The sequence below is a fragment of the Nocardioides sp. TF02-7 genome (assembly GCF_022437945.1).
Classification (GTDB): domain Bacteria; phylum Actinomycetota; class Actinomycetes; order Propionibacteriales; family Nocardioidaceae; genus Nocardioides.
Window position 1 is genome coordinate 2,078,052 of the sequence record NZ_CP092535.1, and the last position, 26,459, is coordinate 2,104,510.

Below are 26,459 nucleotides of genomic sequence, written 5' to 3' on the forward strand. Positions count from 1 at the left end.
CATGGTGAACCTCGACGGCCGGCTCGGCCTGGATCAGGGTGCGATCGGGAGGGACGCGAGCTTGTCGTCGGCCACCACGAACCGGAACTGCAGGTCGACGACCCCGCCGGGGAAGTTGCCCTCGAGGTGGTTGGTGACGACCCACTCGGTGGGGCTGACCTGCTGCTGGGCGACGTACTCCTGGGTGTAGGTCCACTCCGCTGTCGCGCGTTCGAGCCATGCCCGGATGGCGGACCGGCCGGTGTAGACCTTGCCGTCGTCGGTGACGACGGTGTCGTCGGTGATCGCGGTCATCGCGAGATCGAAGTCGTGGCGGTGGTGACCCTCTGCGTAGTCCCGGACCGGCGCCGGGAGCTGCTGCGGGTCGTACTGGTTCGTCATGTCTGAGGCGCTTCCGTCTCTCCGCCTGGATTGCTGTATAGCAATGCTACAGGAGGCGGGACGGTGTCACCCTTCGCTGGCGGCCGCAGACGGGATCAGGGACCCGAGTACGGCGTCCCCTGACGCGGTCCGAGAGTCCCCAGTCGGGCTCGCCGTCGAGCTCGCCGATCATCGTGATGACCACCCCGCTGCTGGCCGCCAGGATCGCCTTCGCCGCCTCGGCCGGTGGTGCGCTCAGCCGGTCGGCGACGCGCTCGAGGGCGGAGAGCAGCATGAGCTCGACCTGTGAGACGACGCCGCACCTGTAGCCGGGTTCCACGCGCGCGTACAGGTGGGCGTAGAACGCGGGGTGCTCGACGCCGAACCGGACGTGGGTGTCCCAGGCCCGGGCGACGGCGGCGACGGGGTCGCCGGTGAGGGCCGGCTCGTTCTCCTCGAGGAAGCGGCGGAAGCCGTGGCTCACCACCTCGTCGAGGAGGCCCTGCTTGCTCCCGAAGTGGTGGTAGAGCGTGGGCGCCTGGACCCCGGCCGCGTCGGTGATCGCGCGGGTCGAGACGTCGCCGCCCTTGGCAGCCTGGAGCAGCTCGGCGCCGGCGAAGAGCAGCCGGTCCCGTGTGGATGCCTTGACGGCCATGCCGCGAGCGTAGCGGCGCCGTGCCTAGGAGGAGTCCCGCCCGGTCTCCTGCTCCTCGATGCTCTCGAGCACCGCAGCCGACAGCGCGGCGAGGGCGTCGACGTGCCGGGCGCTCAATGCGTCGAAGAACGTGCGCCGCACGTCGGCGAGGTGCTGCGGTGCGGCCTTGCGGACGGCCGCCCACCCCTTCTCGGTGAGGGCGACCTCGCTCCCGCGAGCGTCTCCGGCGGGGGAGCGCCGCTCGACCAGTCCGCGCGAGGCCATCCTCGACACCTGGTGGATGAGTCGGCTCTTCTCCCACCGCAGGAGGTCCCTCAGCTCGACCTGCCGCAGTGATCCGCCCGGCTGCAGGGGAGAGGCCGCTGAGGACGGAGAAGTCGGCGAGCGAGAGGCCGGCGTCGTCGAGCAGCTGCCGGTTCATGTGGCGCCGGAGGTCCTCCTGCATCCGCAGGAACCCGTACCACGCGCGCTGCTCGCGTTCGTTCAACGGCTCGGGCTCGCCCACGCTCTCGATCGTAACGGCATGGTGATGCGTCACTGTCTGGCTGGTGACGCGGCGGTTCGCGACCTTCGTTGAAGTTCCCGTGGAATCCGGGAATAGGGGTGACGGATCATCCAGTTGTCGGGGTGATACATCATCTAGATAGAAGGAGTTCCCCATGGAAGGAACCTGGATCGTGACCGGGGCCGCCTCCGGCCTCGGGCGGGAGGTCGCCCACGCGGCCCTGAGCGAAGGCGCCACGGTCGTCGCCGCCGATCGCGACACGTCAGGGGCGGCGATCCTGTCCGACGCCCACGGCGACGCCGTGGAGGTCGTCCGGCTCGACGTCACCGACACCGACCGCATCGAGGAGGTCGTCGCCGACGTGGCCCGCCGCCACGGCCGGATCGACGTCCTGGTCAACGCCGCCGGCCGAGGCCACATCGGTGCGGTCGAGGAGACCGGTGACGCGGAGCTGCGGCGCTTGATGGACCTTCACTTCTTCGGGCCGGCTGCGCTCACCCGTGCGGTGCTGCCGCACATGCGCGCGGCCCGCAGCGGCGCGATCGTCCAGGTGAGCAGCCTGGGCGGTCAGATCTCCGTGCCGGGCATGTCGGCGTACTCCGCCGGCAAGTTCGCCTTGGAGGGCTTCTCGATCGCGCTCGCGCAGGAGGTCGGTCCCCTGGGGATCAAGGTGGTCATCGCGCAGCCCGGCGCGATGCGGACCATTTCGCCGGCCCCGCGATCAGCGAGTCCGCACACCTCCCTGACTACGAGGCGACCGTCGGCGAGCTCCGCAAGCACGTCGAGGAGGTCACCGGCCGGCAGCCGGGCGACCCGAAGAAGATCGCGGCCGCGTTGCTGGAGGTGCTGCGGGCCGAGAACCCGCCCCTGCGGCTGGCCTTCGGCAACGACGCGCTCGACCGGCTCAACGCGGCGGCGGAGCAGACCCTGAAGGACCGGATCGAGTGGGAGGGGATCTCTCGTGGCACCGACTTCGACTGAACCGGCGCGTCGTGACGGATCGCTCGTCGGACGGACGGCGATCGTCACCGGCGGCGGCAAGGGCATGGGTGCGGCGACGGTCCGGCTCCTGGCCGCCGAAGGTGCGGCGGTCGTGGCGGTGGACGTCGACCTCGACGCCGCGCAGGCCATCGCCGACCAGCTCGGCGACAGCGTCCTGGCCCGTCAGGGTCGACGTCCGGTCCGAGGACCAGTGGGCCGACCTCGTCAGCGAGGTCGAGGCACGCTTCGGCAGCGTCGACGTCCTGGTCAACAACGCGGGCATCGCGGATCCGGCCCTGCTCGAGGACTGGAAGGGAGCGCGTCTGCAGCGGACGATCGACGTCAACCTCGTCGGCGTCCTCAACGGGATCCAGGCCGTCACCCCGGCGATGAGACGCGCCGGCGGCGGGTCCATCGTCAACATCGGTTCGGTCGGCGCGTTCAACGGCGTCCCGCGCATGTCCGGCTACGTCGCCACCAAGTGGGCGGTGCGCGGCCTCACCAAGTCCGCCGCCCTCGAGCTCGGCGCCCACGGGATCCGCGTCAACGCGGTGCACCCGGGCCAGACCCGTACCCCGATGACCGAAGGGGTCGTCTTCGACACCAGTGCCGTGGCGCTGGGCCGCGTCGGCGAACCCGAGGACATCGCCCACGCGGTGCTGTTCCTCGCCTCCGACCACTCCCGGTTCATCACCGGCAGCGACCTCGTCGTCGACGGCGGCCAGCTCGCCGGCCAGGCCGACTACTCGGGCCTCCCGCAGTAGCCACCCTCTCTCCTAGAAAGCAAAGCGCAATGACCATCAACCTCTCGATCATCTACTACTCCGCGACCGGCTTCTCGGCCGAGATCGCGCGTGAGATCGGCACCGCCGCCGAGAAGGCCGGCGCCGACGTCCGCCTGCGCAAGGTCGGCGAGCTCGCTCCGGAGGCCGCCATCGCCTCCAACCCGGCCTGGGCCGCGCACGTCGAGGAGACCGCCCACGTCCCGGAGGCGACTCCCGACGACCTGGAGTGGGCCGACGCCGTCATCTTCGGGACGCCCACCCGCTTCGGCAACATCTCCTCCCAGCTCAAGCAGTTCTTCGACACCCTCGGCGGGATGTGGGCCCAGGGCAGGCTGGCCGACAAGGTCTACAGCGGCTTCGTGACCACGGCCACCAACCACGGAGGACAGGAGACGACCCTCCTGGCGCTCTACAACTCGATTCACCACTTCGGCGGCATCCTCGTCCCGCCCGGCTACACCGACCCCGTGAAGTTCGTCGACGGCAACCCCTACGGCACCTCCCACATCGACGCCCAGGGCTCCAACCCGATCGGCGACCAGACCCGCGACGCCGCCCGCCATCAGGCCGAGCGGGTCGTCGAGATCGCTTCTGCCCTGAAGGCAGGCAGCGTCCGATGACGATGCGCCGGTTCGAAGGGCGCACGGTCATCGTCACGGGCGGGGCACGCGGCATGGGGGCCAGTCATGTGCGCGGCTTCGCGGACGAGGGAGCCTCGCTCGTCGTCGCCGACGTGTTGGAGGACGAAGGCCGGCGCCTGGCCGATGAGATCGGCGAGCGGGCCCTCTATCAGCACCTCGACGTGACGGAGGAGGACCAGTGGGCCGCCACGGTCGAGAACGCCGAGCGAGCCTTCGGGCCCGTCTCGGTGCTGGTCAACAACGCGGGTGTCCTCGCACCGGGCGTCATCGAGCACACGCCGCCGGACACCTGGCGACGCGTGCTCGACGTCAACCTCACTGGCCAGTTCCTCGGCATCCGCGCCGTGGTGCCGTCCATGCGCAGGGCGGAGGGTGGCTCGATCGTCAACGTGTCCTCGGTGACCGGTCTGAAGGGCGTGGCCGGCATCGGTGCCTACGTCGCGAGCAAGTGGGGTCTGCGTGGCCTCACCAGGACGGCTGCCCTGGAGCTGAGCCGAGACGGCATCCGCGTGAACTCCGTCCACCCGGGATCCGTCCGGACCCCCATGACCGAGCCCGACCGGTCGGAGAGCTCGCTCCTCGCAGACGACGACTCGAACCCGGTCACCAGGCTCGACATCTCCAGGATGGTCGAACAGCTCGCCATCCCCCGGAAGGCCGAACCAGAGGAGATCACCCGGCAGGTTCTCTTCCTCGCCTCGGACGAGGCGAGCTTCTCGACCGGGGCGGAGTTCGTAGCAGACGGCGGAGACCTCCTCGGGCCCGTCGCCTGAGGACCACGGCGTCGCCGGGGGGCGGGCGAGCCGCCCTCCGGCACCGCTCTGCGGCCAGCGCCCGTTCCTGGAGGTCGTCGCCGGCTCCGTATCGAGGAGCAGGTCGGGCGGTGACTCCGGCCCCGTGGGCCGTGCTGGCGGACCCGACCCGCCGCCGGATCGTCGACCTGCTCATCGACAGTGGGGCTGCGTCGGCGACCACGCTGTACGCCGAGGAGCGCCGCTCAGAGCCCTGATGCGGGCCCGTCGGCTCCGGCCCCCGTCACCGATCCTCCTTGCGCCGACCGGCGCCGGCGTGGTCGTCCTGGGAGCCGGTCTCGGTGTCCTCACCGCGGGAGAGCCGGAGCCGGCGCCCCCGCTCGACGTCCTCGCGCTCCTTGGCGGCGGCCTTGTCGGACTTGCTGGTGTCGCGGGGCGGGAGCTGGATGACCTCCTCGGCGGGCAGGCCGGCCTGCAGCTGGCGGCCGCGCTCGAGCTCGGCGTCGAGCTCGGCGCCGAACAGCAGGGCGAGGTTGGTGATCCACAGCCACAGCAGGAACACGACCACACCGGCCAGGGAGCCGTAGGTCCGGTTGTAGCTGGAGAAGTTCGCGACGTAGAACCCGAACAGGGCCGAGGCGACGACCCAGGTGAGGATGGCGACGACCGCACCGACGCTGATCCAGCGGAACTTCGGCTGCTTCACGTTCGGGGTGGCGTGGTAGAGCAGCGCGACGATGAGCACCACCACGGCGAGCAGCACCGGCCACTTCGCAATGTTCCACACCGTCACCACCGACGAGCCGACCCCGAGGGCGTCGCCGACCGCCTGGGCGGCCGGCCCGGTGAGCACCAGGCCGATCGCCACCACGGCGGTGAGGACGACGGTCACGAGCGTGATGAGCAGCATCACCGGCCGCAGCTTCCAGATCGGCCGGCCCTCGTCGATCTCGTAGATCCGGTTCATGCCCCCGCGCGAACGCGCCGACGTACCCCGACGCCGACCACAACGCGGCGGCGAGGCCCAGGACGAACGCGAACCCGCTGCTCTGGCTGTTGCTCAGCTCGGTCAAGGTCGGCTCGAGGGTGTCGGCCGCGCTCGAGGCGCCGACGTCGCGCAGGATCTGCACGAGGGTGTCGACGGTTTGCTGGCCCTGTCCGACCAGACCGACCAGCGACAGGATCGCGATGGCCGCCGGGAACAGGGCGAGGACGGCGTAGTAGGTCAGCGCCGCCGCGATGTCGGTGCACTGGTCGTCGGAGAACTCCCGGACGGTCTTGCGGGCGACGTACCACCACGACGGCTTCGTCAGGTCGGTCGGCGAGTCCGGCTTCACCTCGGCGTCGGGGTCCACCTGCGCCCGGCGGGAGTCCTCCGTGCGGGCCATCGGAGCTCTCGTCCTCCCCTGCTCAGTGCGTGCTGTCGCCGGCGGTGGGGGTCGAGCTCGCCCTCGCCTTGATCGCCTGCTGGGCCTGGCCGGCCTTCTCCTTCGCAACCTGCTGGGCCTGGCCGGCCTTCTCCTGCACCCGCGGGTCGCTCCACACCTGGCGCGCCTTGCCCGCGATCTGCTCGTACCGCTGTCGCCCGGACCGGGCCCCCAGCACGTAGCCGGCGCCGAGCCCGACGAGCAGTGACAACTTCGACATGTCGCCTCCCCCAGGGTCCGCCCAGGCCGCCGGCGCTCCCTCAGCGCCCGAGCTCGCGGCATAGGGTGGCCCTGTGCACGGGTAGTGCCCGTCCAGCCCGGTCGCATGCCGGTCGGGTGAGGAAAAGGCTGGCGACGAAGGCAGCCGCGGTTCAGGGCCGAGGGGGTCGGGCATGGGCGGAACGAAGCAGGCACCGCGCCGGAGGCGCAACCCGACGTTGCGCCGGCACCCGCCCCCCGACGGTGGTCGCCGCGGTGGCGCTCGCGGTCGTCGGCCTGCTGGCAGGCGCCTGGGCGGCGCACTTCTACGACATCGTCCGCGTCAACGTGCTCGACATCGGCCTCGCGCACGAAGTCGGCTACGCCGGCGAGATCACCGACGCCACCCCCGACCCGGAACCGCTGGGCATCAGCAGGTCGGGCTGGTTGGTGGCGCTCTGGGTGAGCATCCCCGGCCTTCTCGTCACGTACCCGGCCACCGTGGTCGCCCGCCGCGGGACGGGCGACCCCAACGCTGTCGCGTTCGCTCTCGCCGCGGCCGCCGCCGGTGCGCTGGTCGGCTTCGTCGTCGTCGCGGCAGCGTGGTTGGCAGTGCCGCCCCGGGACTGGAACCTGGCCGAGCAGGTCGTCCGGTTCGGCGCCTTGTGGGTCCCGCTCCTGCTGGCCGCGGTCATCGCGGCCCTCGTCCGTGCCTGGTGGTCGAGCCCGGGTGACCCTCGGGAGGATCGTGCGGACGGCGCCCCGACCGGCTGAACGCGACGGGCCGATCACTACCGGCGGGCCCGATGCAGCGGTTCACGTTGCGCTCGGCCCGCGACCTCCTCAGTCGTCGAGGGTCTTGCGCACCACGCCGAAGTCGGCGTCGAGGTCGACGTCCCACTCGGCGCCGTCGTCGGCGCGGACCTCGACGTCGTAGGCGACGCCGCGGTCGTCGCTCGCCTCAACGTCGGTGACGGTCCCGCCGCCGACGGCGGCGAGGGCGGCCTCCTCGGCCGACGCGCGCTCGGTGTCGCCCAGGCGGCGGTCGTCGGCGTCGTCGTCGTCGTCGCGGTCGCCGTCCTCGTCGTCGTCCGTGTCGTCGACGTCCTCGGTCTCCCGGGTGACCACCTGGAGGTCGTCGTCGAGGGTCACGTCGACCTCGGAGCCGTCCTCGAGCCGCACCTCGACCTCGTAGGCCTCGCCCTGGTCGTCGCTGGTCTCGACGTCGACCGCGGTGCCGCCGCCGGCGGCCTCGGTCGCTGCGGCGGCCACCCGGTCGCGCTCCTCGCCGTCGACGTCGTCGGCGGCGGTGGAGGTCCAGACGGTGCCGCCGACGGCGAGCACGGCGACGGTGGCCACGGCGGGGATGATCACGCGCTTGCGGCGGAGCGGGGAGAGGTTCATGAGCAGGCCTTCCTGACGTTCTTCGGCTTCGGTCCCTGGTCCGGGACCGGACAGGCACCAGCCTGCGGGGAGGTGGCTGAACCTCTCCTGAAGCTGCCTGAACGGCCGTTCAGCGGAGTGGTCCGGCACCGGCCGGCGGCAGCCTTGGGTCGCCCCATGCCGCCGGCGCCCGGCCGGTCCGTTCCCCCTGTCAGGCCCGCGGGGCCGCGACGTCGACGACCCAGGTGACGCCGAACCGGTCGGTGAGCATGCCGAAGCCCGGCGACCACGGCGATGCCGCGAGCGGCTCGATGACGGTGGCGCCGTCGGCCAGGCCGTCCCAGTAGCGGGTCGCCTCGTCGAGGCTCTCCGCGCGGATGGACAGGAAGAACGGCCGGTCGGTGATCGTCAGACCGTTCTCGCGACGGGTCGACCCGGCGGTCAGGTCGCCGCCGTCCTGGCCGGGGACGTCGTAGGCCATCACGCGGAAGCCCTCGGAGCTCTCGAGGTGGCCGAAGACGATCCGGTCGGCACCAGGGGCGTCCGCCGGCATGCCGGCGTCGCCGTAGGTGACCGTGGTCAGGTCGCCGCCGAACACGCTCCGGTAGAGCTCGAGCGCCGGCCGGGCGGTGCCGGGGAGGTTCAGGTGGGTGGTGGTCGCGATGGTCATGCTTCCTCTTCCTGTGTCGGTGGGCGGCCTCTGCCGCCGCGACCCGAGACTCTCGTCAGAAGAGGACAGATCCGGTCCTCTTCTCGAGGAAGATGGGCACCATGGTCGAAAGCACGTCACGGACGCTCGCGCTCTTGTCGCTGCTGCAGGCTCGCAGGGACTGGCCGGGCAGCGTCCTCGCGGAGCGCCTGGGGGGTCACGCCGCGGACGGTCCGACGCGACGTGGAGCGGCTCCGTCGGCTCGGCTACCGGATCGACGCGGTCAAGGGCCCGGACGGCGGCTACCGCCTCGGAGCCGGCGCGGAACTCCCGCCGCTGCTGTTCGACGAGGCGCAGGCCGTGGCGGTCGCAGTGGCGCTGCAGAGCGCACCTGCGGTCGGTGTGGACGTTGAGGAGGCGGCGCTGCGGGCGCTCGCGACGGTGCGGCAGGTGATGCCGTCGCGGCTGCGGCACCGGCTCGACGGCATCACCTTCACCGGCACCGACACCGGTCCCCGGGTGGACCCGGACGTGCTCGAGGCCGTCAGCGGAGCAGTCCGGCACCGGCACGTCCTGCGGTTCGACCACGACGGCAGCGATGGTCGGCCGCGGCGGGTGGAGCCCAGCGCCGTGGTCGCCAGGAACGGCCGGTGGTACTTGGTCGGGTGGGACCTCGACCGCGACGACTGGCGCATCTTCCGGCTGGACAGGATCGCTCCGCGGGTGCCGACAGGTCCGCGGTTCAACCCGCGTCCGCTGCCGGCCGCCGACGCCGGCACGTTCCTCGCGGCTCGGCTGCGAGGTGCCGACGTCACTGGCGAGGCGGGTGGCTGGCCGTGCACCGGCGAGGTCGTCATCGACCTTCCCGTCCGGGACGTCGCTCCGTGGATCGGTGACGGCGTGGTCGAGGAGCTGACCCCCGACCTCCAGCCGCCTGGTGATCGGGTCCTGGTCGTGGACCGGGCTCCTCGCCATGGTCGTCCGCTGGGACGCGCCGTTCACCGTCGTCGGACCCGAGCCGCTGGTCGCCGCCGCGCGGACGCTGGCTGCACGCGTCGGAGCAGCCGCCGAGGTTCGGGACCACGCGACCGGGGGCTCCGAGGCGGACCCGTCGCGCCGCTGATCGACGCGGACGGGCCGCGGACGTCGCCCGTCGTCGAGGGTCGTGCGCACGGGGAGGAGGCTGAACCTCTCCTGAGACCCGCCCGAACGGCCGTTCAACGGAGCGGCTCGGCACCGGCCAGCGGCAGCCTGACGACGAACCGGGCGCCGCCGAGCCCGCCCGGCCCGCTGTCGAGCACGGCCACGGAGCCGCCGTGCGCCGCCACGATCTCGCGCACGATGGCCAGGCCCAGCCCGGTGCCGCCGGCGTCGCGGGCCCGGGCCTCGTCGAGGCGCACGAACCGCTCGAAGACCCGGTCCCGGTCGGGCTCCGGGACGCCGGGTCCGTCGTCCTCGACGACCAGCTCGGCGTGGCCGCCCGTCTCCCGCACCGCGAGCGCCAGACGTCGGTCGGCATGGCGGGCGGCGTTGTCGACCAGGTTGCGGACGACCTGCGCCAGGGCGGTCGCGTCGCCGCGGACCCGGCAGGCCGTCACGCCGGAGGTGTCCACGTCGAGGCCGGTACGCCGGGCCCGCGCGGCCGCGTCGAGCGCGAGGTCGTCGAGGTCGACGTCGTGGTCGCGGGCGAGGACGCCCTCGTCGGTGCGGGTGAGCAGCAGCAGCTGGTCGACCAGCCGCTGCATCCGCGCCGACTCCTCCAGCACGGCCTCGGCCAGCTCGCCCTCCGGGAGGGCGTCCGGGTGCGTCTGCGCGACCTCGGCGGTCTGCCGGATGCTCGCGAGCGGCGATCGCAGCTCGTGGGAGGCATCGGCGACGAACCGCCGCTGACGTTCGCTCGCGGTCTCCAGCCGACCCAGCATCGCGTTCATCGTCCGCGCCAGCCGGTGCACCTCGTCGCGCGACGGCGGCTCGGGGACACGTCGGTCGAGGCGGTCGCCGGTGATCCGGTCGACCTCCTGCCGGATCCGCTCCACCGGCGCCAGCGCGCGGGTGGCGACCAGCCACGTCGTCACCCCCACGAGGAGCAGCACCAGGGGGACCCCGAGCGCCAGCGGGCCGACGAGCGCCTGCGTCGACTCCTCGACGTCCTCCGTCGACGCCGCGACGGAGACGACGTACTCGCCGCCGTCGTGCTCGGCGTCGTCGGTGACCACGAGGTAGCCCTGGTCGCCCAGGCCCACCTCGTCGGTGTCGTCGGTGGGAAGGGCGCGGCGGAGCGGCTGGGAGGAGGCGACGACCGCGCCCGAGGCGTCGGTCACCTGCCACACGATCTCGTCGAGGTCCTCGTCCGGCTCGTCGTCTGGCTCGTCGTCCGGCTCCTCGTCCGCGTCGCCGGTGCCGCCAGGCGCGACCCCGGCCGGACCGGCTGCCTCGACCTGGTCGGCGAGGGCAGAGGCCCGCTCCTCCGCGGTGGTCTCGAGCCCGTCGCGCAGCGACGAGCGGACCAGTGCGACGAGCGCGACGGCCGCGACCGTCAGCACGACCGCCACCACGAGCACGGCGGCGACCGTGGTGCGCAACCGCACCGAGGCGCGGCTCCACGCGCGCGGCTCAGCCGCCATTGCTCGCCAACCGGTAGCCGGCCCCGCGCACGGTCTGGATCGCCTCCCGGCCGAACGGCCGGTCGAGCTTGTTGCGCAGGTGGCGCACGTAGACCTCGACGATGTTGGGGTCGCCGTCGAAGTCGACGTCCCACACCGCGTCGATGATCTGCCGCTTGGAGACGACGTCGCCACGGTGGCGGGCGAGGAAGGCCAGCAGCGAGAACTCGCGGGCGGTGAGGGCGATCTCCTCCTCGCCTCGCCAGGCCCGCCGGGCGGCAGGATCGACCCTCAGGTCGCCGGCCTCCAGCACCGTCGGCCGTTCCCGGGCGCCGCGTCGCGCGACCGCCCGCAACCGGGCGACGAGGACGGGAAAGGAGAACGGCTTGGTCAGGTAGTCGTCGGCACCGGTGTCGAGCCCCTCCACCTGGTCCCACTCGCCGTCCTTGGCGGTGAGCATCAGCACCGGCGTCCAGTTGCCCTCGGCGCGGAGCGTCTCGCAGACCTTGTAGCCGTTGATCCCGGGCAGCATCAGGTCGAGCACGATGGCGTCGTAGGGGTTCTCCCGCGCCAGCCAAAGGCCGTCGGTCCCGTCGTGCGCGACGTCGACCGCGAACCCCTCGGCCTCCAGGCCCATGCGCAGCGAGCGCGCGAGACGCCGCTCATCGTCGACGACGAGCACCCGCACCGGTTCCTCCTGACGGTTGACGACGCCATTGTCGCCGACCGGTGCTGAAGCCCGGCTGAACGCCTCGGCCCGTCACGACGCGGCGGCGGCAGCCTCCTCGATCACCCGCGAGAACTCGCGCGCGGGCTGGGCGCCGATCATCGGGATGCCGTTGACGAGGAACGACGGCGTGCCCTGCACGCCGATCGACTGCCCCTCGCGGACGTCGGTCTCGACCGCGGTCAGGGTCTCGGGAGCCGCGGCTGCGGTCCGGAACTCGGCCATGTCGAGCCCGAGGTCGCGGGCGATCCGCTCGAGCCGGGGCCCGCTGAGCTCGTCGTCGCGCGGCTGCGCGGCGTAGACGGCGTCGTGGAACTCCCAGAACCGGCCCTGGGCGGCGGCAGCGCGGCCGGCCAGCGCAGCGGTCAGGGACCCCTGGCCGAGGTAGGGGAAGTCGCGCCACTCGATGCGGAGCACGCCGGACTCGACGTACCTCCGCTCCAGCACGGGCACCGTCTCCTCGGCGAACGTCGCGCAGTGGGGGCACTGGAAGTCGGAGTAGACGACCATCACCACCGGGGCGTCGACGTCGCCCTTGGCCATCGGGTCGTCCGGCTGCCGCCGCACGTTGAGGTCCGTCAGGTCCTCCGGCGCCGTCGAGAGCGACGGCGACGGGCTGGTCCCCGCGGTGCCGTCGGTGCTGTCGGTCGGGCCGTCGGTCGGGCCGTCGGTGGGAGAGGCCGACGCGGAGGGCGATGTCGAGGAGGTGCCGCGATCCGGGTCGCCGTCGGCGGACGTGTCGTCGTCACCCGGGATGACGAGCACGGCGACCAGCACGGCCACGGCCACCAGGCCGATCACCGTCAGGAGCAGCGCCAGGCGCCGGGACCCGCGGCTGTCGGACGTGGGGGAGGTGTCAGGCATCTGCTTCCTCGGAGGGTGGTGGACACGCGGGCCCATTCCAGCATCCCGGCGCCGCCCGAGGGCGCCCGGTCCCCCTTCCGGACGCGGTGGGCGACATGCGATCCGGCAGGGCGTAGGGTGGGTGACGACCAAGCGGGTCCGACTCTTCGTCCTGACACTTCGGATGGCCCTTCCTGCTGCCACCCGCTCGCAGGAACCAGGCCCGCCATGGACCACACCCACCCGCCGTTCACCGAAGCCCTCGTCGAGGCCGCCCGCACCATCAACGACGCCCGCACGCTCGAGGAGACGCTCGACGCGATCGTCCACGCCGCGTGCACGTCCATCCCCACCTTCGACGAGGTCGGCATCAGCATCGTCCACGCCAAGGGGCGGGTCGAGACGAAGGCGGCCACCGGTCCGCTCGTCCGGGAGCTGGACGGCATCCAGTACGAGCTGGAGGAGGGGCCGTGCTTCGCTACGCTGCGCGACCAGCCGGTGGTGCTGGCCGAGCACCTTCCCCGTGACGACCGCTGGCCGCGCTACGTGCCCAAGGCGGCGGCGGCCGGCGTCCGCGCGCAGCTGGGCCTCCGGCTGTACTTGGAGGACGAGACGATCGGCGGGTTGAACCTGTACTCCACGTCGCGCGACTCGCTCGGCCGTGACGCGTTGCTGATCGCGGAGCTGTTCGCGGCCCATGCGGCCCTCGCGCTCGGCAGGGTACGTCGGGAGGGGCAGCTCAACGACGCCCTCGGGACGCGCAGCCTGATCGGCACGGCGATCGGTCTGGTCATGGCGCGCTACCAGCTCACCGAGGAGCGTGCCTTCGCCTTCCTCGTGCGCGCGTCGTCGACGAGCAACATCAAGCTCCGCGACATCGCCGCCGAGATCGTGGCGAGCGCCGACGAGAAGCACCGGACCCTCCAGGACGGGCGCACCGAGCCGGAGCGCCCGGGGGCGAGGCCGACCTGAGCCGCGCCGGTTGGCCGGAAGTCGCCGCTTCGTGGCGGGATCCGCCGTGGCGGCGGGATCGCCCGGCTCCGACCATGGTGGCGTGCGCATCATCGACGTGAGGACGTTCACCGGAGACCGGCCGTGGCAGGCCGTCGACGTGGAGGCGATCGACGACGCGACGGTGCGCGTGCACTGGACCGACCAGCCCTACCACTGGCACGTCAACGACGGGCCGGAGGTGTTCGTCGTGCTCGACGGCCGCGTCGACATGTCGGTGCGGGTGGACGGCCGGGTGGAGACGCACACGCTCGAACCCGGCACGATCTTCCACGCCGAGGCCGGCGACGAGCACGTCGCGCACCCCGTCGGGGCGGCGCGCATCCTGGTGGTGGAGCGACGCGGGTCCGAGTGAGCCCCCGGCTCGTCAGGAGCCGCTGCGCTGGTACCGACCCGGCGTCGTGCGCAGCAGCCGCCGGAAGTGACGGGTCAGGTGCGCCTGGTCGTAGAAGCCGGTCACGGTGGCGACCTCGGCCGGCGGGTGGCCGTCGAGGAGCAGGCGGCGGGCGAGGTCGAGCCGCCGCCCGACGACGTAGCGGTGCGGCGGGAGGCCGTAGGTGCGGGTGAAGGCCCGCACCAGGTGGGTCTCGCCGACGCCGAGGCGCCGCGCGGCCTCGGCCAGCGACGGCGCGGCGACGGGGTCGGCGTCGAGGATGTCGCGCAGCTCCCCGGCGACCGAGGGGCGTACGACGGCCGGCCGGGCGTCCGGGCGGCCCTGCAGGTGCCAGCGCAGCCGCTCCACCACGAGCGCCAGGCGCGCCTCGGCCTCGAGGTCGTCGCCCGCGACGAGTGCCCCGTCGAGCAGCGACACCTGGCGCCACAGCGACCGGTCCGGGACGAGCGGCCCGTCGACGGCGGGGCCGACCAGCCGCTCGCCGAGCACGTCCTCGTCGAGGTAGACGACCCGCTTGCGGAACCCGTCGGCGGTGACCGTCCGGCCGTCGTGCGGCACGTGCGGCGGCAGCACGGTGACCGCCCGGCCGGCGGCGGCGTGCTCGTGGCGGTCGAGCCCGTAGCCGATCAGGCCGTCGTCGACGATGAGCACGGTCCACGTGTCGTGGGTGTGGGCGGGGTAGGCGTGGTCGTGCCACGCGGCGTGCAGCACCTCCGCCACGCCCGGCAGCCGCGGTCGCCAGGCCGCGACCCGGTCGGGAGCCGCCATGACAGGAACGTACAAGACGCGCCGGTCGCCCACCGCCGATCGTGAGGCGCATGGACTTCGAGAGACCCAAGATCGCCGTCGTCGTGCGCGACGACCTGCTCGGCTGGCAGGAGCTCAACGTGACGTCGTTCCTCGTCAGCGGTCTCGCGGCGGCCCACCCGGAGCTGGTCGGGGGAGCCCTACGAGGACGCCGACGGTCGGCGCTACCTGCCGATGTTCGGCCACCCGGTGGCAGTGCTGACGGCCGACGCCGCGACGCTCGCGGCCGTGCGCGACCGGGCGCTCGGTCGCGGGATGCCGATCAGCATCTACACCGCCGAGCTGTTCAAGACCGGCAACGACGTCGCCAACCGGGCGCAGGTGCGCGCCGTCGGGACCGCCGACCTCGACCTGGTGGGGATCGGTGTCGCCGGGGAGCGCAACCCGGTCGACAAGGTCACCAAGGGCGCCCGTCTGCACTCCTGACCCCCTGACCGCCGTCGGCCCCGGCGCCTAGCATCGCCCTCGTGCACCCCTCGCTGGCCGGCTCCGTCCTCAGGCCGCTGTGGCTCGACACCCCCGACCGTCCGGAGCCGCGGCCGCGGCCGGCAGACAGCGCGACCGCCGACCTGGTCGTCGTCGGCGGCGGCTTCTGCGGGTTGTGGACGGCGCTCCGAGCGGTCGAGCGGGAGCCCGGCACCGACGTGCTGCTGCTCGAGGGCGACCGGCTCGCCGAGCACGCCACTGGCCGCAACGGCGGCTTCTGCGAGGCGTCGCTCACCCACGGCGAGGTCAACGGCCGCACCCGCTGGCCGGAGGAGTACGACGAGCTCCACCGGCTCGGCATCGAGAACCTCGACGCGATCGAGGCGACCGTCGACCGTTATGGCATCGACTGCGGGTTCCTCCGCGGCGGCTCGCTGACTGTCGCGACCCGGCCGCACGAGGTGGCGTGGCTGGAGCCCGACCGGCCGGGCTTCCTCGACCGCGACGCCGTGCGCGCGGTGGTCGACTCGCCGACCTACCTCGCCGGGCGGCGGGAGCCGCCCGAGGAGTGCGCCGTGCTCGACCCGGCGCGCCTCGCCTGGGGGCTCGCCGACGCCGCGGAGCGGCAGGGCGTCCGGATCGCCGAGCGCACCCGGGTCACCGGCCTGCGCAGCGTCGACGGGGGCGTGGAGGTGCTCACCACCCACGGCACGGTCCGCGCCCGCCGGGTGGCGCTCGCGACCAACGCCTTCCGCCCGCTGCTGCGGCGGCTGCGCTGGACGACCGTCCCGGTCTACGACTACGTGCTCGCGACCGAGCCGCTCACCCTCGAGCAGCTGGCCGACCTGCACTGGGACCCGGCGCTCGGCGTCAGCGACGCCGGCAACCAGTTCCACTACTACCGGGTCACCCCCGACCGGCGCGTCCTCTGGGGCGGCTACGACGCGATCTACCACTTCGGCCGCTCGGTGGGCCCCGACCTCGAGGAGCGCGACGCCACCTACACGACGCTGGCGGAGCACTTCCTCGCGACGTTCCCCCAGCTGGAAGGGATCCGGTTCAGCCATCGTTGGGCAGGTGTGATCGACACCAGCACCCGGTTCTCGGCCTCGTTCGGGTCGGCGTACGACGGCCGGGCGGCGTACGCGCTCGGCTTCACCGGCCTGGGCGTGGGCGCCACCCGGTTCGCCGCCGACGTGATGCTCGACCTGCTGTCGGGGGAGAAGACCGGCCGGACCCGCCTGCAGATGGTGCGCCGGCCGGCGGTGCCGTTCCCCCCGGAGCCGCTCGCCTGGGCGGGCATCCAGCTCACCCGGCGGGCGCTCGCCCGCGAGGACGTCACCGGCCGCCGCGGCCGGTGGCTGCGCACGCTCGACCGCCTGGGGCTCGGCTATGACAGCTGACGCCGGTCCCGCGGCCTCCCGGCTGGTCGTCGGGTTCGACCTCGACATGACGCTGATCGACACCGTGCCCGGCTTCCGGCGGGTGCTGCTCGCCCTGGGCAGCGAGCTGGGCGTCGAGCTGCCGATCGAGGAGATGACCTCCGCCCTCGGCCCGCCGCTCGACCTGATCCTCCGGCCGCACCTCGCCGAGGACGCGATCGCGCCGGCGGTCGACCGGTTCCGCGCGCTGTACCCCGACCACGCGATCGAGACCGTCGCCGCGATGGCCGGCGCGCACGAGGCGATCGCCGGGGTCCGCCGCCACGGCGGCCGGGTCGTCGTGGTGACCGGCAAGTTCACGCCCAACGCGCAGCTCCACGTCGACCACGTCGGCTTCGACATCGACCACCTCGAGGGCAAGGTGTGGGGCGTCGGCAAGGGCGACGTGCTGCGCCGCGAGGGCGCGAGCATCTACGTCGGCGACCACGTCCACGACGTCGAGGGCGCCCTCGCCGCCGACGCGCTGAGCGTCTCCGTCCTCACGGGCGGCTGCAGCCGCGAGCAGCTGGTCGAGGCCGGCACCCACGTGGTGCTCGACTCGCTCCACGACTTCCCGGCGTGGCTCGACGACCACCTCGCAGCGGGAGCGCCGGGCGGCTGACCGGCCCGGTGCAGCCGTCACTCGTAGGTGCGGACGAAGACGTCCTGCGTCGCGTTGCCGTCGCCCGCCACCAGGTCCGACGCCCGGGAGGCGAACGCGACCACGTCGCCGTCGAGCGACACGTCGACCCGCCCGCTGTCGTCGTCGCCCGACGTCCCGTCCCGGGCCGTGCTCACCAGCTCCACCGCGCCGTGGGCGACACGGAAGACGTCGGTGGCGTCGTTGTCGTCGACGGTCGTGGCCGAGAGCTGCGGGTCGTCGGAGACGAAGACGATCGCGCCGCCGGTGATCTCGGGGTGGGAGGCGTTGCCGTGGGTGCTGCCGAGCGGCGGGCGGGAGACCCAGGAGTACTCCTCGCCCGGCGGAGCGTCCGCGTCCCAGCGGAACACGTCGCCCGACCCGCCCACGCCCTCGATCGGCGAGACGCCGGCGACGAAGACGACCTCGTCTCCTCCCGGTGAGACCGCCGGGTCGGAGGCGCCGGAGTCCTGGCGGCCGTCGTGGGTGCGGCCGACGAGCTCCACCGTGGTCTCGTCGCCGAACCGGCTCCACAGGAACACGTCGGAGCTGAGGAGGCAGCAGGGGCGACCGGGCACGCCGTCGACGAGGTTGGACGCTCGCGACTCGAACGCGACCTCGGAGCCGTCGGCGGACACCGCGGCGATGCCGTCGGTGTGGTAGTCGGCCTGCCGCGGCGTCCCGCCGGCGTCCGCCGGGCCGCGGGAGACCAGCTCGATCACGCCGCTCTGCCGGTCCCAGGTGAACGCGTCGCGTACGCCGTCCTCGTTGTCGCCGGGCAGGGAGTCGTCGTCGCTGACCCAGACGACGGTCGACCCGTCGCCGGAGATCCGCGGCGGTGACTGCACGCCCACGAAGTCCTCGTCGTCACCGCGCGGCCACGAGACCGGGGTGATCTGCTTCGTGAGCCGGTTCCACACCAGCACGTCCTGGGCGTTGCCGCCGTTCCAGCCGAGGTTGGTCGACGACGAGGTGAAGACCACCCACTGGCCGTCGTCGGAGATGTCGGCCCGCGTGCTGTGGCCGTCGCCCCCGACGCCCGCCGGGGTCTGGCTGACGCGCTCGGTCACGCCGGTGTGCAGGTCGTGGAGGAACACGTCGCTGCGGCCGTTGGCGTCGCCGGGCACCAGGTTGGTGGCGGGGGAGTCGAACACGACGAACCGGCCGTCGCCCGAGACCCGGGGGGTACTGGCTGTAGGCGTCGGCCGGGCTGCCGTCGTGACCACGGGGACACCAGCCGCATCCCGTCGGGGTCCGGCGGAGGGGGAGGCGGCGGAGGAGGCGGGCTCGGCCTCCGGACGGTCACCCGGCGGCCCGGGCTCACCCACGCGCGGTAGGTCGTGCCGCGGACCCGCACCCGCCGGGCGACGGTGCGGACCGTCGTCGTCGCCGGGAGCCGGCCGCGCACCCGGTAGACGCCGAGCCGCGACGTGCGTGCCCGGCCGACGACCTTCCACCCCGACCCCGCGCGGCGCTGCACCACCACCGGCCGCCGGACCGTGGTCGGCACCTTGCCGGTGACGACCACCCGCTGCCCGGCCGTCGGCCGGGCCGGGCTCACGGTCGGCTTCGTGGAGACGGCGGCGGCGTCCCCCGGGACCGGGCCGAGCAGCGCGGTGACGACGAGCGCCGAGGCGAGCGCCGCGCCCGCGTGCCGGCCGCCGCGCCTCATCGGTGGAACCTGGTCACGACGACGCGCAGGTCGGTCACCTGCGGCTGCCGGTCCGCCAGCGGCGAGGTGCCGTGCTCCGGCGGCCGTGAGTCGCACGGGGTCGCGCGGAAGAACACCCGGACCTCGCGGCGCTGCGTGCTGCCGCCGGCGTTGACGAGCGGCTGCTCCAGCGGGACGACGACGCGCCTGCTGGCGAGCGTCCAGCTCGGGAACTGGAGCGCGTCGTTGAGCGCCGGCGGCGGGAAGTGCACCCCGTCGGCGGCCGCGTGCGGGTAGACCGCCTGCCCGGTCGTCCCGCGGACCCACGCGTTGAGGAGCAGCGACCGGCCCGCCTCGTCGGTCACCAGCACCCGGACGCCGCGGGACGACTGGCTGCCGCGGTTGCACTCGCGTGGGTAGACCAGCCGCATCGTGAGCAGCACCTGGTCGACGCTGCGACCGGGCTGCCGCCACGACCGGCGTACCTGCGGCGACGCGAGCGCCGGCCACGCCGCGTTGGTGACCCGGAACGCGGGGGCGGTCGACGCCATCACCAGCTCGCCGCTGCGCACGCCGGTGGCGAGCCGCTGCCCGACCGGCGGCGCCAGGTGTCGCTGGCCGACGGCCCCGCCCGCGATGTGCTTGGCCTTCACGCTGTTCCGCGCCAGCGAGGCGGCGTGGGCGGTGCCGACGGTCAGGGCGACGACGACGGCCAGGGTCGCCATCACGTTGGCGTAGGTGGGACGCGGTGCTCTCACGCGCGAGACGCTAGGAAGCGGCAGCGCCCCCGCAGGGCGAGGTGCGGCGATGTTGAGACCCGGGTGAGACCGGCGGGCCGGCGGCTCCCACCGATTCCTGGACCGTACGCCGCACGGGTGGCTACCGTGGCGACGCTCTCGCCGGAGGTCGCCATGGGAACGGTCCGTCTCGACGCCGTCCGTGCGCGCGGCACGGCGCGCGGGCCGACGATCTCCGACGCCGCGCACTGCCTCGACGAGCAGCGGTACGTCTGCCCGCCGGCCCTTGACCGCGGTCTCGGCCGGGTGCTGGACCCGGAGGGCCGGGTTCGGGTCCTCGCCGTGACCGGCCCGGCCGGCGCCGGCAAGAGTGCCGCCCTCCGGGAGGCCGGGCGTCGCGCGGAGGGCTCGGGATGGACGGTCGTCCGGGTCGACGGCCGGCAGACCTCGGTCGACGCCGTCGCCGCGGAGCTCTCCGGCCTCCCCGGCGGGCCGGCGGTCGTCCTGGTCGACGAGGTGGACGCCCTGGGGGCGGCGGTGCACGCGTTGGGGACCTCGATCGGCGACCTGCCCGACGCCAGCCGGGTGGTCCTCGCCGCGCGCCGCCTGCCCGCCCGCTGGGTGCCCGACCACCTCCGGCCGGTGGTCGAGCAGTGCCGCCTGTCGGCCCTCGGCCGCGACGAGGCCGACGCGGTGCTGGACCGCCACGGCGTCACCGACCCCGGCGCCCGTCGCACGATCGCCGACTGGGCAGGCGGGCTCCCGCTCGCGCTGGTGCTCGGCGCCGGCGCCTGGACCGCGTCCGACGACCGCGAGCGGTTCGCGGCCGTGCTCGCCCACGAGACCGAGCCGGCGCTGCTCGACCACCTCGCGGGTCCCGCGCTCGACGAGCTCCACCCCGACCTCCGCGACGTCACGGCGCTGGCCGGCGGCGTCGACGCCGCGCTGCTGGCCGCCGTCCTTCCCGACCACGACCCCGGCGCGCTCGCCCGCCTCCGCGCCTGCGAGCTCGTCGAGCCCGCCGCCGGACGGTTGGTCCTCCACTCCCGGCTCGCCGAGGTGGTCGCCGAGCAGGCGCGCCGCGCCGACCCCGACCGGGCGGAGGTGCTGACGCTCCGCATCGCCGGCCACCTGCGCGACCGCGCGGTCGACGGCGAGCAGGCCGCGCTGGCCTGGCTGGCCGGGCTCGTGCGCCACCCCGCCCTCCGCGCCGGGCTCGCACCCCCGGTCACGCCGCACCTCTACGCCGACCGGTTCCGGCCGGAGGACGCCCCCGGAGGTCCGGGCGCGGCTGGCCGACCTCCGGCCCGGTGTCTGGGAGCTGGTCGAGCCGTGGCTGCCGACCGGCTTCGTGCACGTCGTGCGCCGGGCGCACGGCGCGCCGGTGGCCGTTGTGGCCGCGCTGCCCCTCGGTCGTGCCGCGACCCTGGACGCGGCGTGCCGCCGGCTGGTGGCGCCGGTCGTCGCCCACGCCAGGGAGCACGACCTCGCCGACCGGGCCGTGCTGACGCCGTTCCAGCTGGTGCTGGCGCCCGGCGAGCCCGAGCCGGACGTCGTCCGGGTGCGGAACGCGGCGGCACTGCAGCGGTGCGGCGTGTCCAACCCGCGGGTGGACCTGGTCGTCGACCTCGACGGGAGCGGGTCGGAGCAGGCCGTGCTGGCCGCCTACGGCTACCGGGAGGTGGCGTCGCTGCGGCGCACCGCGCGCGGCGTCCCGGTCGCGGTGTGGGTCGCCGACGCCGGCCCCGGGGGGCTGGCCGGGCTGCTGCACGACGCGGTCCGGACCGAGCACGGCCACCCGCCGCACGAGGGGCCCGGCCCGGGCGAGGCGCTGCTCGCGGCCCTCGAGGGGTTCCACGACGACACGGTCCTGGCCGCCCTCGCGGTCGCCCCGCCCGACGTCGCGCCGCGCCGTGCGGCCGAGCGGGTGCGCTCCTGGGTGAGGGAGTCGGTCGAGCGGCTGCTCGCCGACGAGCCCGCGCTCCTCGACCTCGTCACCCGGAGGTACGTCGCGCCGGGCGCGACCCACGAGGGGGTGATGCGGGCGACGTACACCAGCAGGGCGACGTACTTCCGGCGGCTCCGCCGGGCCCGCGACCTGCTGTCAGCCGGTCAGCGCACGCCCCACGAGTAGACCTGCTTGCGCAGGCTCAGGTAGACGAACGTCTCGGTGGAGACGACGCCGGGGACCCCTCGGATCCGCTCGGAGACGACCGACAGCAGCTCCTCGTCGGACTCCGCGACGACCTCCGCGAGGATGTCGAAGGTGCCCGCGGTGACGACCAGGTAGGTGACCTCCTGCAGCGCGGCGAGCGCCTCGGCGACCTCCAGGACCGGCCCGGTCACCCGGATGCCGACCATCGCCTCCCGAGCGAACCCCAGCTCGAGCGGGTCGGTCACCGCGACGATCTGCATGACACCCGCGTCGACGAGCCGCTGCACCCGCTGCCGGACGGCGGCCTCGGAGAGCCCCCACGACCTTGCCGATCGCGGCGTAGGAGCGCCGGCCGTCCTCCTGCAGCTGCTCGATGATCGCCTTGGAGACCTCGTCGAGGGGCGGGCGGGCGGACGGCGGCGGCATGCACGGATGCTCCCACGATCCTGCTTCCGTGCTCAACGACGCGCCGGACTGCGGATTCCGTTGCGCTTGTGTTTCGGTCCAACCGGATCGCTTGTCAGCGATCCGGGTCCGGTGGCAGGATCCGAGTGCCACGGAGGTGAGAGGGGACGCCCGTGATCCAGCCGCACCAGCCGGCCCGCCGCTCGACGCTCTCGCGCCGCGGCCTGCTGCGAGGTGGCGGGGCGGTGGCGTTCGCGGGTCTCAGCGCGGCCGCGTTGAAGCTGCCGTTCTTCTCCATCGACGGCGTCGCCGTGGAGGCCGCCGAGTGCGTCGCGCCCGACGTCTCGGAGAGCCAGCGCGAGCTGATCATCTCCAACTGGACCGGCTACATCGACCCCCGGCGGGCCGAGGACAGCACGATGTCCCGGTTCCAGGACGAGACCGGCATCTCGGTCACCTACAACGTCGACGTCAACGACAACGCGGAGTTCTACGCGAAGGTCCGCAACCAGCTCGGCGCCTGCGAGCCGATCGACCGCGACATGATCATCCTCACCGACTGGATGGCGGCGCGGATGATCAACCTCGGCTGGATCCAGCCGCTCGACCGCGCCAACGTGCCCAACCTCCACGCCAACCTGATCCCGGCGCTGCGCGGGGTCAACTGGGACCCCGAGCTCGACTACCACGCGCCGTGGCAGAGCGGCCTGACCGGCATCGCCTACAACGCCGCCGAGGTCGGCGAGGTCGGCAGCTTCGAGGAGCTGCTCACCCGCTCCGACCTCAAGGGCCGGATCACCCTCCTCTCCGAGATGGCCGACACCATGGGGTTCATGCTCAAGGTCGTCGGCGCCGACCCGGAGGAGTTCGACGACGACGACTGGGCCAACGCCATGGACCGGCTGCGCCAGGTGGTCGCCGACGGGCAGCTGCGGCAGTTCGCCGGCAACAACTACCTCCAGCAGCTCTCCCAGGGCAGCATCGTCGCGTGCGAGGCGTGGTCGGGCGACGTCATCCAGGCCCAGTTCGAGAACCCCGACCTCAAGTTCGTCGCCCCGGAGGAGGGCCTCGCCCTCTGGAGCGACAACATGATGGTGCCCAACCAGGCGACCCACCAGGCCAACGCGGAGGCCTGGATCGACTTCTACTACCGGCCCGACATCGCGGCGAAGCTCGCCGCGTGGGTCAACTTCATCTGTCCGGTCCAGGGCGCGCGTGAGGAGATGGAGGCGATCGACCCGAGCCTCGTCGACAACCCGCTGATCTTCCCGGACGACGACATGCTCGCCAACACCTGGGACTTCATGGCGCTCAGCGACGAGCAGCAGCAGCGATACGAGGGGGAGTGGGCGGATGTCACTGCGGGTTGAGGCCGGCGTCGAGGCCGCCGACGGCACGGCGTACGACGGCCTGCGGCTGCGGGCGCTGACCAAGCGGTTCGCGTCGTTCACGGCCGTGCGCGGGATCGACCTCGACGTGCCGCGCGGGTCGTTCTTCGCGCTGCTGGGGCCCTCGGGCTGCGGCAAGACCACGACGCTGCGGATGGTGGCGGGGCTCGACGCCCCTACCTCCGGCACGATCGAGCTGGCGGGCAAGGACATCACCGGCGCCAAGCCCTACCGGCGACCGGTCAACACGGTGTTCCAGAACTACGCGCTGTTCCCGCACCTCGACATCTTCGAGAACGTCGCCTTCGGCCTCCGTCGGCGCAAGGTCGACGGGGTGGACAAGAAGGTCGCCGAGATGCTCGCGCTGGTCGAGCTCGACGCCCAGGCCCGCAAGAAGCCCGCCCAGCTCTCCGGCGGCCAGCAGCAGCGGGTCGCGCTCGCCCGCGCCCTCATCAACGAGCCGGAGGTGCTGCTCCTCGACGAGCCGCTCGGCGCCCTCGACCTCAAGCTGCGGCGCTCGATGCAGATCGAGCTCAAGCGCATCCAGATGGACGTCGGGCTCACCTTCGTCCACGTCACCCACGACCAGGAGGAGGCCATGACCATGGCCGACACGGTCGCGGTGATGAACGGCGGCCTGATCGAGCAGATGGGGTCGCCGGCCGAGCTCTACGAGAACCCGCGCAGCACCTTCGTCGCCAACTTCCTCGGCCAGTCGAACCTGATCGAGGGCCGCGTCACCGGCCGCTCCGCCGACGAGGTCACCGTCGACATGCACGGGATCGGGGTCTCGGTGCCGGTCGGCCGGGCGCACACCGACGGCCAGCAGGGCTGGGTCGGCATCCGGCCCGAGAAGGTCCTCATCGGCGACGCCGGCAGCAAGCTCGACGCGCCCGGCAACACCATCCCCGGCGGCGTGGTGTCCGACGTCAGCTTCGTCGGGGTCAGCACCCAGTACCTGGTGCGGATGCCGTGGGGCCAGGAGCTGATGGTGTTCGCCCAGAACACCGGCCGCGACAAGATCTTCCGGCACGGCGACCCGGTCGAGCTGTCGTGGCGACCGGAGTACGCCTTCCTCCTCGACCACTCCCAGGACGTGCGGGCGGGCGCGCAGGAGGACGGCTGATGACGTCGACCGCGGGCACCGTCCCCGTCGTCGACCCCGGCGACCCGGGCGCACCGGGGGAGCCGGACGCGCTCGTCGACGTCGCCGCGAGCGGGCGGCGGCGCGGCCGCACGGCGTACCTGCTGATGGCCCCGGCGGTGCTCTGGCTCGCCCTGTTCTTCGTCATCCCGTTCTACTCGCTGATCGCTGCCAGCCTCTACGACCCGAGCGGGTCCGACGAGGACGGTTGGCGGATGGCCTACGCGTTCGGCAACTACGTCGACGCGTGGCAGGACTACTGGCAGCCGTTCGTCCGGTCGATCGCCTACGGCGGCATCGCGACGGTGATCTGCCTGGTGCTCGGCTACGTGCTCGCCTACGCCATCGCGTTCAAGACCGGCCGGTGGAAGACCCTGGTCCTGGTGCTGGTGATCGCCCCGTTCTTCACCAGCTTCCTGGTCCGCACGCTGTCGTGGCAGCTGATCCTCGCCGACGACGGCTGGGTGGTCGACGTGCTGCGGTTCCTGCAGCTGCTCGACGACGACGGACGGTTGCTCGCCACCGACGTCGCCGTCGTCACCGGGCTCGCCTACAACTTCCTGCCGTTCATGGTGCTGCCGCTGTTCGCCAGCCTCGACAAGATCGACCACCGGCTGATCGAGGCGTCGAGCGACCTCTACTCCAACCCGGTGGTCGGGTTCTTCAAGGTGACCTGGCCGCTCTCGCTGCCGGGCGTCGTGTCGGGGACGCTGCTGACGTTCATCCCCGCCGCCGGTGACTACATCAACGCCCAGCTGCTCGGCAACACCAACACCCGCGTGGTCGGGTCGGTGATCGAGGCGCAGTTCACCGACGCCAACCAGCCCTACGTCGCCGGCGCGCTGTCGATGACGCTGATGGTGGTGATCGTCGGGATGGTGCTGGTCTACGTGCGCCGCGCCGGGACGGAGGAGCTGCTGTGATGCGGTGGCTGCGCGAGCACCTGGTGCTCATCCTCGGGATGCTGGTGCTGCTCTACACGTTCGTGCCCATCGCGGTCGTCGTGCTCATGAGCTTCAACGACCCGGCGACCCGCAACGTCTACCGGTTCGACGGGTTCACCCTCGACAACTGGATCAACATGTGCGGCCCCGAGACCGAGGGCATGTGCGAGTCGCTGTGGCTGAGCGTGCGGATCGGCCTGCTCGCCACGGTCGTCGCCACTGCGATCGGGACCCTCGCCGCGTTCGCGCTGGTCCGGTGGGACTTCCCGGGCCGGTCGTCGTCGAACCTGCTGATCTTCCTGCCGATGGCCGCGCCCGAGATCGTCCTCGGCTCGTCGCTGCTCGCGCTGTTCGTGCAGGCCGGGTTCGCGGGACAGCTGGGGTTCTGGACGATCTTCATCGCCCACGTGATGTTCTGCCTGTCGTTCGTCGTGGTGACCGTGCGTGCCCGGCTCGCCGGCATGAACGACACCCTCGAGCAGGCCGCGCAGGACCTCTACGCGACGCCCGCCCAGACGTTCTGGCGGGTGACCTTCCCGCTCGTGCTGCCCGGCATCTTCGGCGCCGCCCTGCTGAGCTTCGCCCTCTCCTTCGACGACTTCATCATCACCAACCTCAACTCCGGCAGCGAGACCACCTTCCCCATGTACGTCTGGGGCCAGGCGCGCGTCGGCGTACCGATGCAGGTCAACGTCGTCGGCACGCTGATGCTCGTCGTCGCCCTCGTCGTCGTGGTGGTCGGCGAGGCCAACAACCGGCGGCGGGCCGCCGCGCTGACGAAGTAGCGGGGCTCCGGGCCGCTGAGGTGGTGTAACTCAGTGTTCGTA

32 protein-coding genes and 4 pseudogenes are annotated in these 26,459 nt (G+C 73.0%); 19 read left to right on the forward strand and 17 right to left on the reverse strand.

Annotated elements, in window-relative coordinates; translation table 11 throughout:
* Window positions 1-33 precede the first annotated feature (33 nt).
* The 3 genes from MF408_RS10690 to MF408_RS10700 are packed head-to-tail and all read right to left on the reverse strand — an operon-like array spanning window position 34 to window position 1,366.
* Complete coding sequence (locus tag MF408_RS10690; RefSeq protein WP_240251340.1) at window positions 34-381, reverse strand: nuclear transport factor 2 family protein; 348 nt, start codon at window positions 379-381, stop codon at window positions 34-36.
* Window positions 382-427: 46 nt separating this feature from the next.
* Window positions 428-1,015 carry a TetR/AcrR family transcriptional regulator gene (locus tag MF408_RS10695; protein ID WP_240251341.1) on the reverse strand — a complete coding sequence of 196 codons (588 nt, stop codon included), beginning with the start codon at window positions 1,013-1,015 and terminating at the stop codon, window positions 428-430.
* 24 nt (window positions 1,016-1,039) lie between these two features.
* Window positions 1,040-1,366 (reverse strand): MarR family winged helix-turn-helix transcriptional regulator, encoded by a 327-nt coding sequence (locus tag MF408_RS10700; RefSeq protein WP_345893938.1) that lies wholly within the window; start codon window positions 1,364-1,366, stop codon window positions 1,040-1,042.
* 308 nt (window positions 1,367-1,674) lie between these two features.
* Here MF408_RS10700 and MF408_RS10705 point away from each other — a divergent pair, with 308 nt between their 5' ends.
* The 5 genes from MF408_RS10705 to MF408_RS25295 all read left to right on the forward strand — a co-directional run bounded on the left by MF408_RS10705 (window position 1,675) and on the right by MF408_RS25295 (window position 4,936).
* A complete protein-coding gene (locus MF408_RS10705) occupies window positions 1,675-2,451 on the forward strand; it encodes an SDR family NAD(P)-dependent oxidoreductase (protein WP_240251343.1) in 777 nt (258 codons plus the stop codon).
* Window positions 2,452-2,569: 118 nt separating this feature from the next.
* Window positions 2,570-3,265, forward strand: coding sequence for an SDR family oxidoreductase (locus MF408_RS10710; protein WP_240251344.1), 696 nt, complete (start codon window positions 2,570-2,572; stop codon window positions 3,263-3,265).
* 29 nt (window positions 3,266-3,294) lie between these two features.
* Window positions 3,295-3,906 carry an NAD(P)H:quinone oxidoreductase gene (gene wrbA, locus MF408_RS10715; RefSeq protein WP_240251345.1) on the forward strand — a complete coding sequence of 204 codons (612 nt, stop codon included), beginning with the start codon at window positions 3,295-3,297 and terminating at the stop codon, window positions 3,904-3,906.
* Window positions 3,903-4,700 (forward strand): SDR family NAD(P)-dependent oxidoreductase, encoded by a 798-nt coding sequence (locus MF408_RS10720; RefSeq protein ID WP_240251346.1) that lies wholly within the window; start codon window positions 3,903-3,905, stop codon window positions 4,698-4,700. Before wrbA ends, MF408_RS10720 begins: the two co-directional genes overlap by 4 nt.
* Window positions 4,701-4,810: 110 nt before the next feature.
* Window positions 4,811-4,936, forward strand: a complete 126-nt coding sequence (locus tag MF408_RS25295; RefSeq protein WP_275693404.1) for a hypothetical protein — start codon at window positions 4,811-4,813, stop codon at window positions 4,934-4,936.
* 26 nt (window positions 4,937-4,962) lie between these two features.
* Here MF408_RS25295 and MF408_RS10725 read toward each other — a convergent pair whose 3' ends face one another.
* From MF408_RS10725 to MF408_RS10735, 3 genes and pseudogenes are all read right to left on the reverse strand, one after another.
* Window positions 4,963-5,646: a YihY/virulence factor BrkB family protein gene (locus MF408_RS10725; protein WP_240251347.1), complete on the reverse strand. Its 684-nt coding sequence runs from the start codon at window positions 5,644-5,646 to the stop codon at window positions 4,963-4,965.
* Between the two features lie 61 nt (window positions 5,647-5,707).
* Window positions 5,708-6,067 (reverse strand): annotated as a pseudogene (locus MF408_RS10730) (YhjD/YihY/BrkB family envelope integrity protein); the annotation flags it as partial.
* A gap of 22 nt (window positions 6,068-6,089) precedes the next feature.
* Window positions 6,090-6,326 (reverse strand): hypothetical protein, encoded by a 237-nt coding sequence (locus MF408_RS10735; RefSeq protein WP_240251348.1) that lies wholly within the window; start codon window positions 6,324-6,326, stop codon window positions 6,090-6,092.
* A 254-nt stretch (window positions 6,327-6,580) separates the two neighbouring features.
* Here MF408_RS10735 and MF408_RS10740 point away from each other — a divergent pair, with 254 nt between their 5' ends.
* Window positions 6,581-7,078 (forward strand): hypothetical protein, encoded by a 498-nt coding sequence (locus tag MF408_RS10740; RefSeq protein ID WP_240251349.1) that lies wholly within the window; start codon window positions 6,581-6,583, stop codon window positions 7,076-7,078.
* A 69-nt stretch (window positions 7,079-7,147) separates the two neighbouring features.
* On the opposite strand, the gene MF408_RS10745 is transcribed toward MF408_RS10740, so the two are convergent.
* Window positions 7,148-7,708: a PepSY domain-containing protein gene (locus MF408_RS10745; protein WP_240251350.1), complete on the reverse strand. Its 561-nt coding sequence runs from the start codon at window positions 7,706-7,708 to the stop codon at window positions 7,148-7,150.
* Window positions 7,709-7,898: 190 nt separating this feature from the next.
* Window positions 7,899-8,357: a VOC family protein gene (locus MF408_RS10750; protein ID WP_240251351.1), complete on the reverse strand. Its 459-nt coding sequence runs from the start codon at window positions 8,355-8,357 to the stop codon at window positions 7,899-7,901.
* Window positions 8,358-8,579: 222 nt separating this feature from the next.
* On the opposite strand from MF408_RS10750, the pseudogene MF408_RS10755 reads away from it, so the two are divergent.
* Both MF408_RS10755 and MF408_RS10760 read left to right on the forward strand, forming a co-directional pair.
* Window positions 8,580-9,035 (forward strand): annotated as a pseudogene (locus tag MF408_RS10755) (WYL domain-containing protein); the annotation flags it as partial.
* Window positions 9,036-9,273: 238 nt separating this feature from the next.
* Window positions 9,274-9,459, forward strand: coding sequence for a hypothetical protein (locus MF408_RS10760; RefSeq protein WP_240251352.1), 186 nt, complete (start codon window positions 9,274-9,276; stop codon window positions 9,457-9,459).
* 94 nt (window positions 9,460-9,553) lie between these two features.
* On the opposite strand, the gene MF408_RS10765 is transcribed toward MF408_RS10760, so the two are convergent.
* The 3 genes from MF408_RS10765 to MF408_RS10775 form a co-directional block, all read right to left on the reverse strand.
* Window positions 9,554-10,960, reverse strand: coding sequence for a HAMP domain-containing sensor histidine kinase (locus MF408_RS10765; RefSeq protein ID WP_240251353.1), 1,407 nt, complete (start codon window positions 10,958-10,960; stop codon window positions 9,554-9,556).
* Window positions 10,950-11,627 carry a response regulator transcription factor gene (locus MF408_RS10770; RefSeq protein ID WP_240251354.1) on the reverse strand — a complete coding sequence of 226 codons (678 nt, stop codon included), beginning with the start codon at window positions 11,625-11,627 and terminating at the stop codon, window positions 10,950-10,952. The genes MF408_RS10765 and MF408_RS10770 overlap by 11 nt, the downstream gene beginning before the upstream one ends.
* A 72-nt stretch (window positions 11,628-11,699) precedes the next feature.
* Entirely contained in the window at window positions 11,700-12,530 is an 831-nt protein-coding gene (locus MF408_RS10775) for a thioredoxin domain-containing protein (RefSeq protein WP_240251355.1), read from the reverse strand.
* 207 nt (window positions 12,531-12,737) lie between these two features.
* On the opposite strand from MF408_RS10775, the gene MF408_RS10780 reads away from it, so the two are divergent.
* Complete coding sequence (locus MF408_RS10780; RefSeq protein WP_240251356.1) at window positions 12,738-13,481, forward strand: GAF and ANTAR domain-containing protein; 744 nt, start codon at window positions 12,738-12,740, stop codon at window positions 13,479-13,481.
* 82 nt (window positions 13,482-13,563) lie between these two features.
* Window positions 13,564-13,875: a cupin domain-containing protein gene (locus tag MF408_RS10785; protein ID WP_240251357.1), complete on the forward strand. Its 312-nt coding sequence runs from the start codon at window positions 13,564-13,566 to the stop codon at window positions 13,873-13,875.
* A gap of 12 nt (window positions 13,876-13,887) precedes the next feature.
* On the opposite strand, the gene MF408_RS10790 is transcribed toward MF408_RS10785, so the two are convergent.
* Window positions 13,888-14,682, reverse strand: a complete 795-nt coding sequence (locus MF408_RS10790; RefSeq protein ID WP_240251358.1) for an AraC family transcriptional regulator — start codon at window positions 14,680-14,682, stop codon at window positions 13,888-13,890.
* A gap of 50 nt (window positions 14,683-14,732) precedes the next feature.
* Between MF408_RS10790 and MF408_RS25300 the strand changes: the two are divergent.
* From MF408_RS25300 to MF408_RS10805, 4 genes and pseudogenes are all read left to right on the forward strand, one after another.
* Window positions 14,733-14,798 (forward strand): annotated as a pseudogene (locus tag MF408_RS25300) (hypothetical protein); the annotation flags it as partial.
* A gap of 97 nt (window positions 14,799-14,895) precedes the next feature.
* Window positions 14,896-15,147 carry a DUF2000 family protein gene (locus MF408_RS25305; protein WP_275693405.1) on the forward strand — a complete coding sequence of 84 codons (252 nt, stop codon included), beginning with the start codon at window positions 14,896-14,898 and terminating at the stop codon, window positions 15,145-15,147.
* Window positions 15,148-15,188: 41 nt separating this feature from the next.
* Window positions 15,189-16,550 carry an FAD-dependent oxidoreductase gene (locus MF408_RS10800; protein ID WP_240251359.1) on the forward strand — a complete coding sequence of 454 codons (1,362 nt, stop codon included), beginning with the start codon at window positions 15,189-15,191 and terminating at the stop codon, window positions 16,548-16,550.
* On the forward strand, window positions 16,540-17,190 hold the full coding sequence (locus MF408_RS10805) for an HAD family hydrolase (protein WP_240251360.1): 651 nt from the start codon (window positions 16,540-16,542) through the stop codon (window positions 17,188-17,190). The genes MF408_RS10800 and MF408_RS10805 overlap by 11 nt, the downstream gene beginning before the upstream one ends.
* A gap of 17 nt (window positions 17,191-17,207) precedes the next feature.
* Here MF408_RS10805 and MF408_RS10810 read toward each other — a convergent pair whose 3' ends face one another.
* Genes MF408_RS10810 through MF408_RS10820 form a run of 3 tightly spaced genes read right to left on the reverse strand, consistent with a single transcriptional unit; the run spans window position 17,208 to window position 20,793 of the window.
* Window positions 17,208-18,362 carry a hypothetical protein gene (locus MF408_RS10810; protein ID WP_240251361.1) on the reverse strand — a complete coding sequence of 385 codons (1,155 nt, stop codon included), beginning with the start codon at window positions 18,360-18,362 and terminating at the stop codon, window positions 17,208-17,210.
* The gene (locus tag MF408_RS10815; protein ID WP_240251362.1) at window positions 18,275-18,880 is read right to left on the reverse strand and encodes a hypothetical protein; all 606 of its coding nucleotides are present in this window, start codon (window positions 18,878-18,880) and stop codon (window positions 18,275-18,277) included. Before MF408_RS10815 ends, MF408_RS10810 begins: the two co-directional genes overlap by 88 nt.
* A complete protein-coding gene (locus MF408_RS10820) occupies window positions 18,877-20,793 on the reverse strand; it encodes a hypothetical protein (protein ID WP_240251363.1) in 1,917 nt (638 codons plus the stop codon). The genes MF408_RS10815 and MF408_RS10820 overlap by 4 nt, the downstream gene beginning before the upstream one ends.
* Window positions 20,794-20,956: 163 nt before the next feature.
* On the opposite strand from MF408_RS10820, the gene MF408_RS10825 reads away from it, so the two are divergent.
* Window positions 20,957-21,730, forward strand: coding sequence for a hypothetical protein (locus tag MF408_RS10825; RefSeq protein WP_240251364.1), 774 nt, complete (start codon window positions 20,957-20,959; stop codon window positions 21,728-21,730).
* On the opposite strand, the gene MF408_RS10830 is transcribed toward MF408_RS10825, so the two are convergent.
* Together MF408_RS10830 and MF408_RS10835 are read right to left on the reverse strand one after the other, a co-directional pair.
* Window positions 21,709-22,011: an Lrp/AsnC ligand binding domain-containing protein gene (locus tag MF408_RS10830; protein WP_240251365.1), complete on the reverse strand. Its 303-nt coding sequence runs from the start codon at window positions 22,009-22,011 to the stop codon at window positions 21,709-21,711. The two genes, MF408_RS10825 and MF408_RS10830, sit on opposite strands and share 22 nt — an antisense overlap.
* A gap of 94 nt (window positions 22,012-22,105) precedes the next feature.
* Window positions 22,106-22,177 (reverse strand): annotated as a pseudogene (locus MF408_RS10835) (hypothetical protein); the annotation flags it as partial.
* A 152-nt stretch (window positions 22,178-22,329) separates the two neighbouring features.
* On the opposite strand from MF408_RS10835, the gene MF408_RS10840 reads away from it, so the two are divergent.
* The 4 genes from MF408_RS10840 to MF408_RS10855 are packed head-to-tail and all read left to right on the forward strand — an operon-like array spanning window position 22,330 to window position 26,417.
* Window positions 22,330-23,526 (forward strand): spermidine/putrescine ABC transporter substrate-binding protein, encoded by a 1,197-nt coding sequence (locus MF408_RS10840; RefSeq protein WP_240251366.1) that lies wholly within the window; start codon window positions 22,330-22,332, stop codon window positions 23,524-23,526.
* Entirely contained in the window at window positions 23,510-24,670 is a 1,161-nt protein-coding gene (locus MF408_RS10845) for an ABC transporter ATP-binding protein (protein WP_240251367.1), read from the forward strand. The genes MF408_RS10840 and MF408_RS10845 overlap by 17 nt, the downstream gene beginning before the upstream one ends.
* Window positions 24,670-25,611 carry an ABC transporter permease gene (locus tag MF408_RS10850; RefSeq protein WP_240251368.1) on the forward strand — a complete coding sequence of 314 codons (942 nt, stop codon included), beginning with the start codon at window positions 24,670-24,672 and terminating at the stop codon, window positions 25,609-25,611. Before MF408_RS10845 ends, MF408_RS10850 begins: the two co-directional genes overlap by 1 nt.
* On the forward strand, window positions 25,611-26,417 hold the full coding sequence (locus MF408_RS10855; RefSeq protein WP_240251369.1) for an ABC transporter permease: 807 nt from the start codon (window positions 25,611-25,613) through the stop codon (window positions 26,415-26,417). The genes MF408_RS10850 and MF408_RS10855 overlap by 1 nt, the downstream gene beginning before the upstream one ends.
* Window positions 26,418-26,459: the final 42 nt, after the last annotated feature.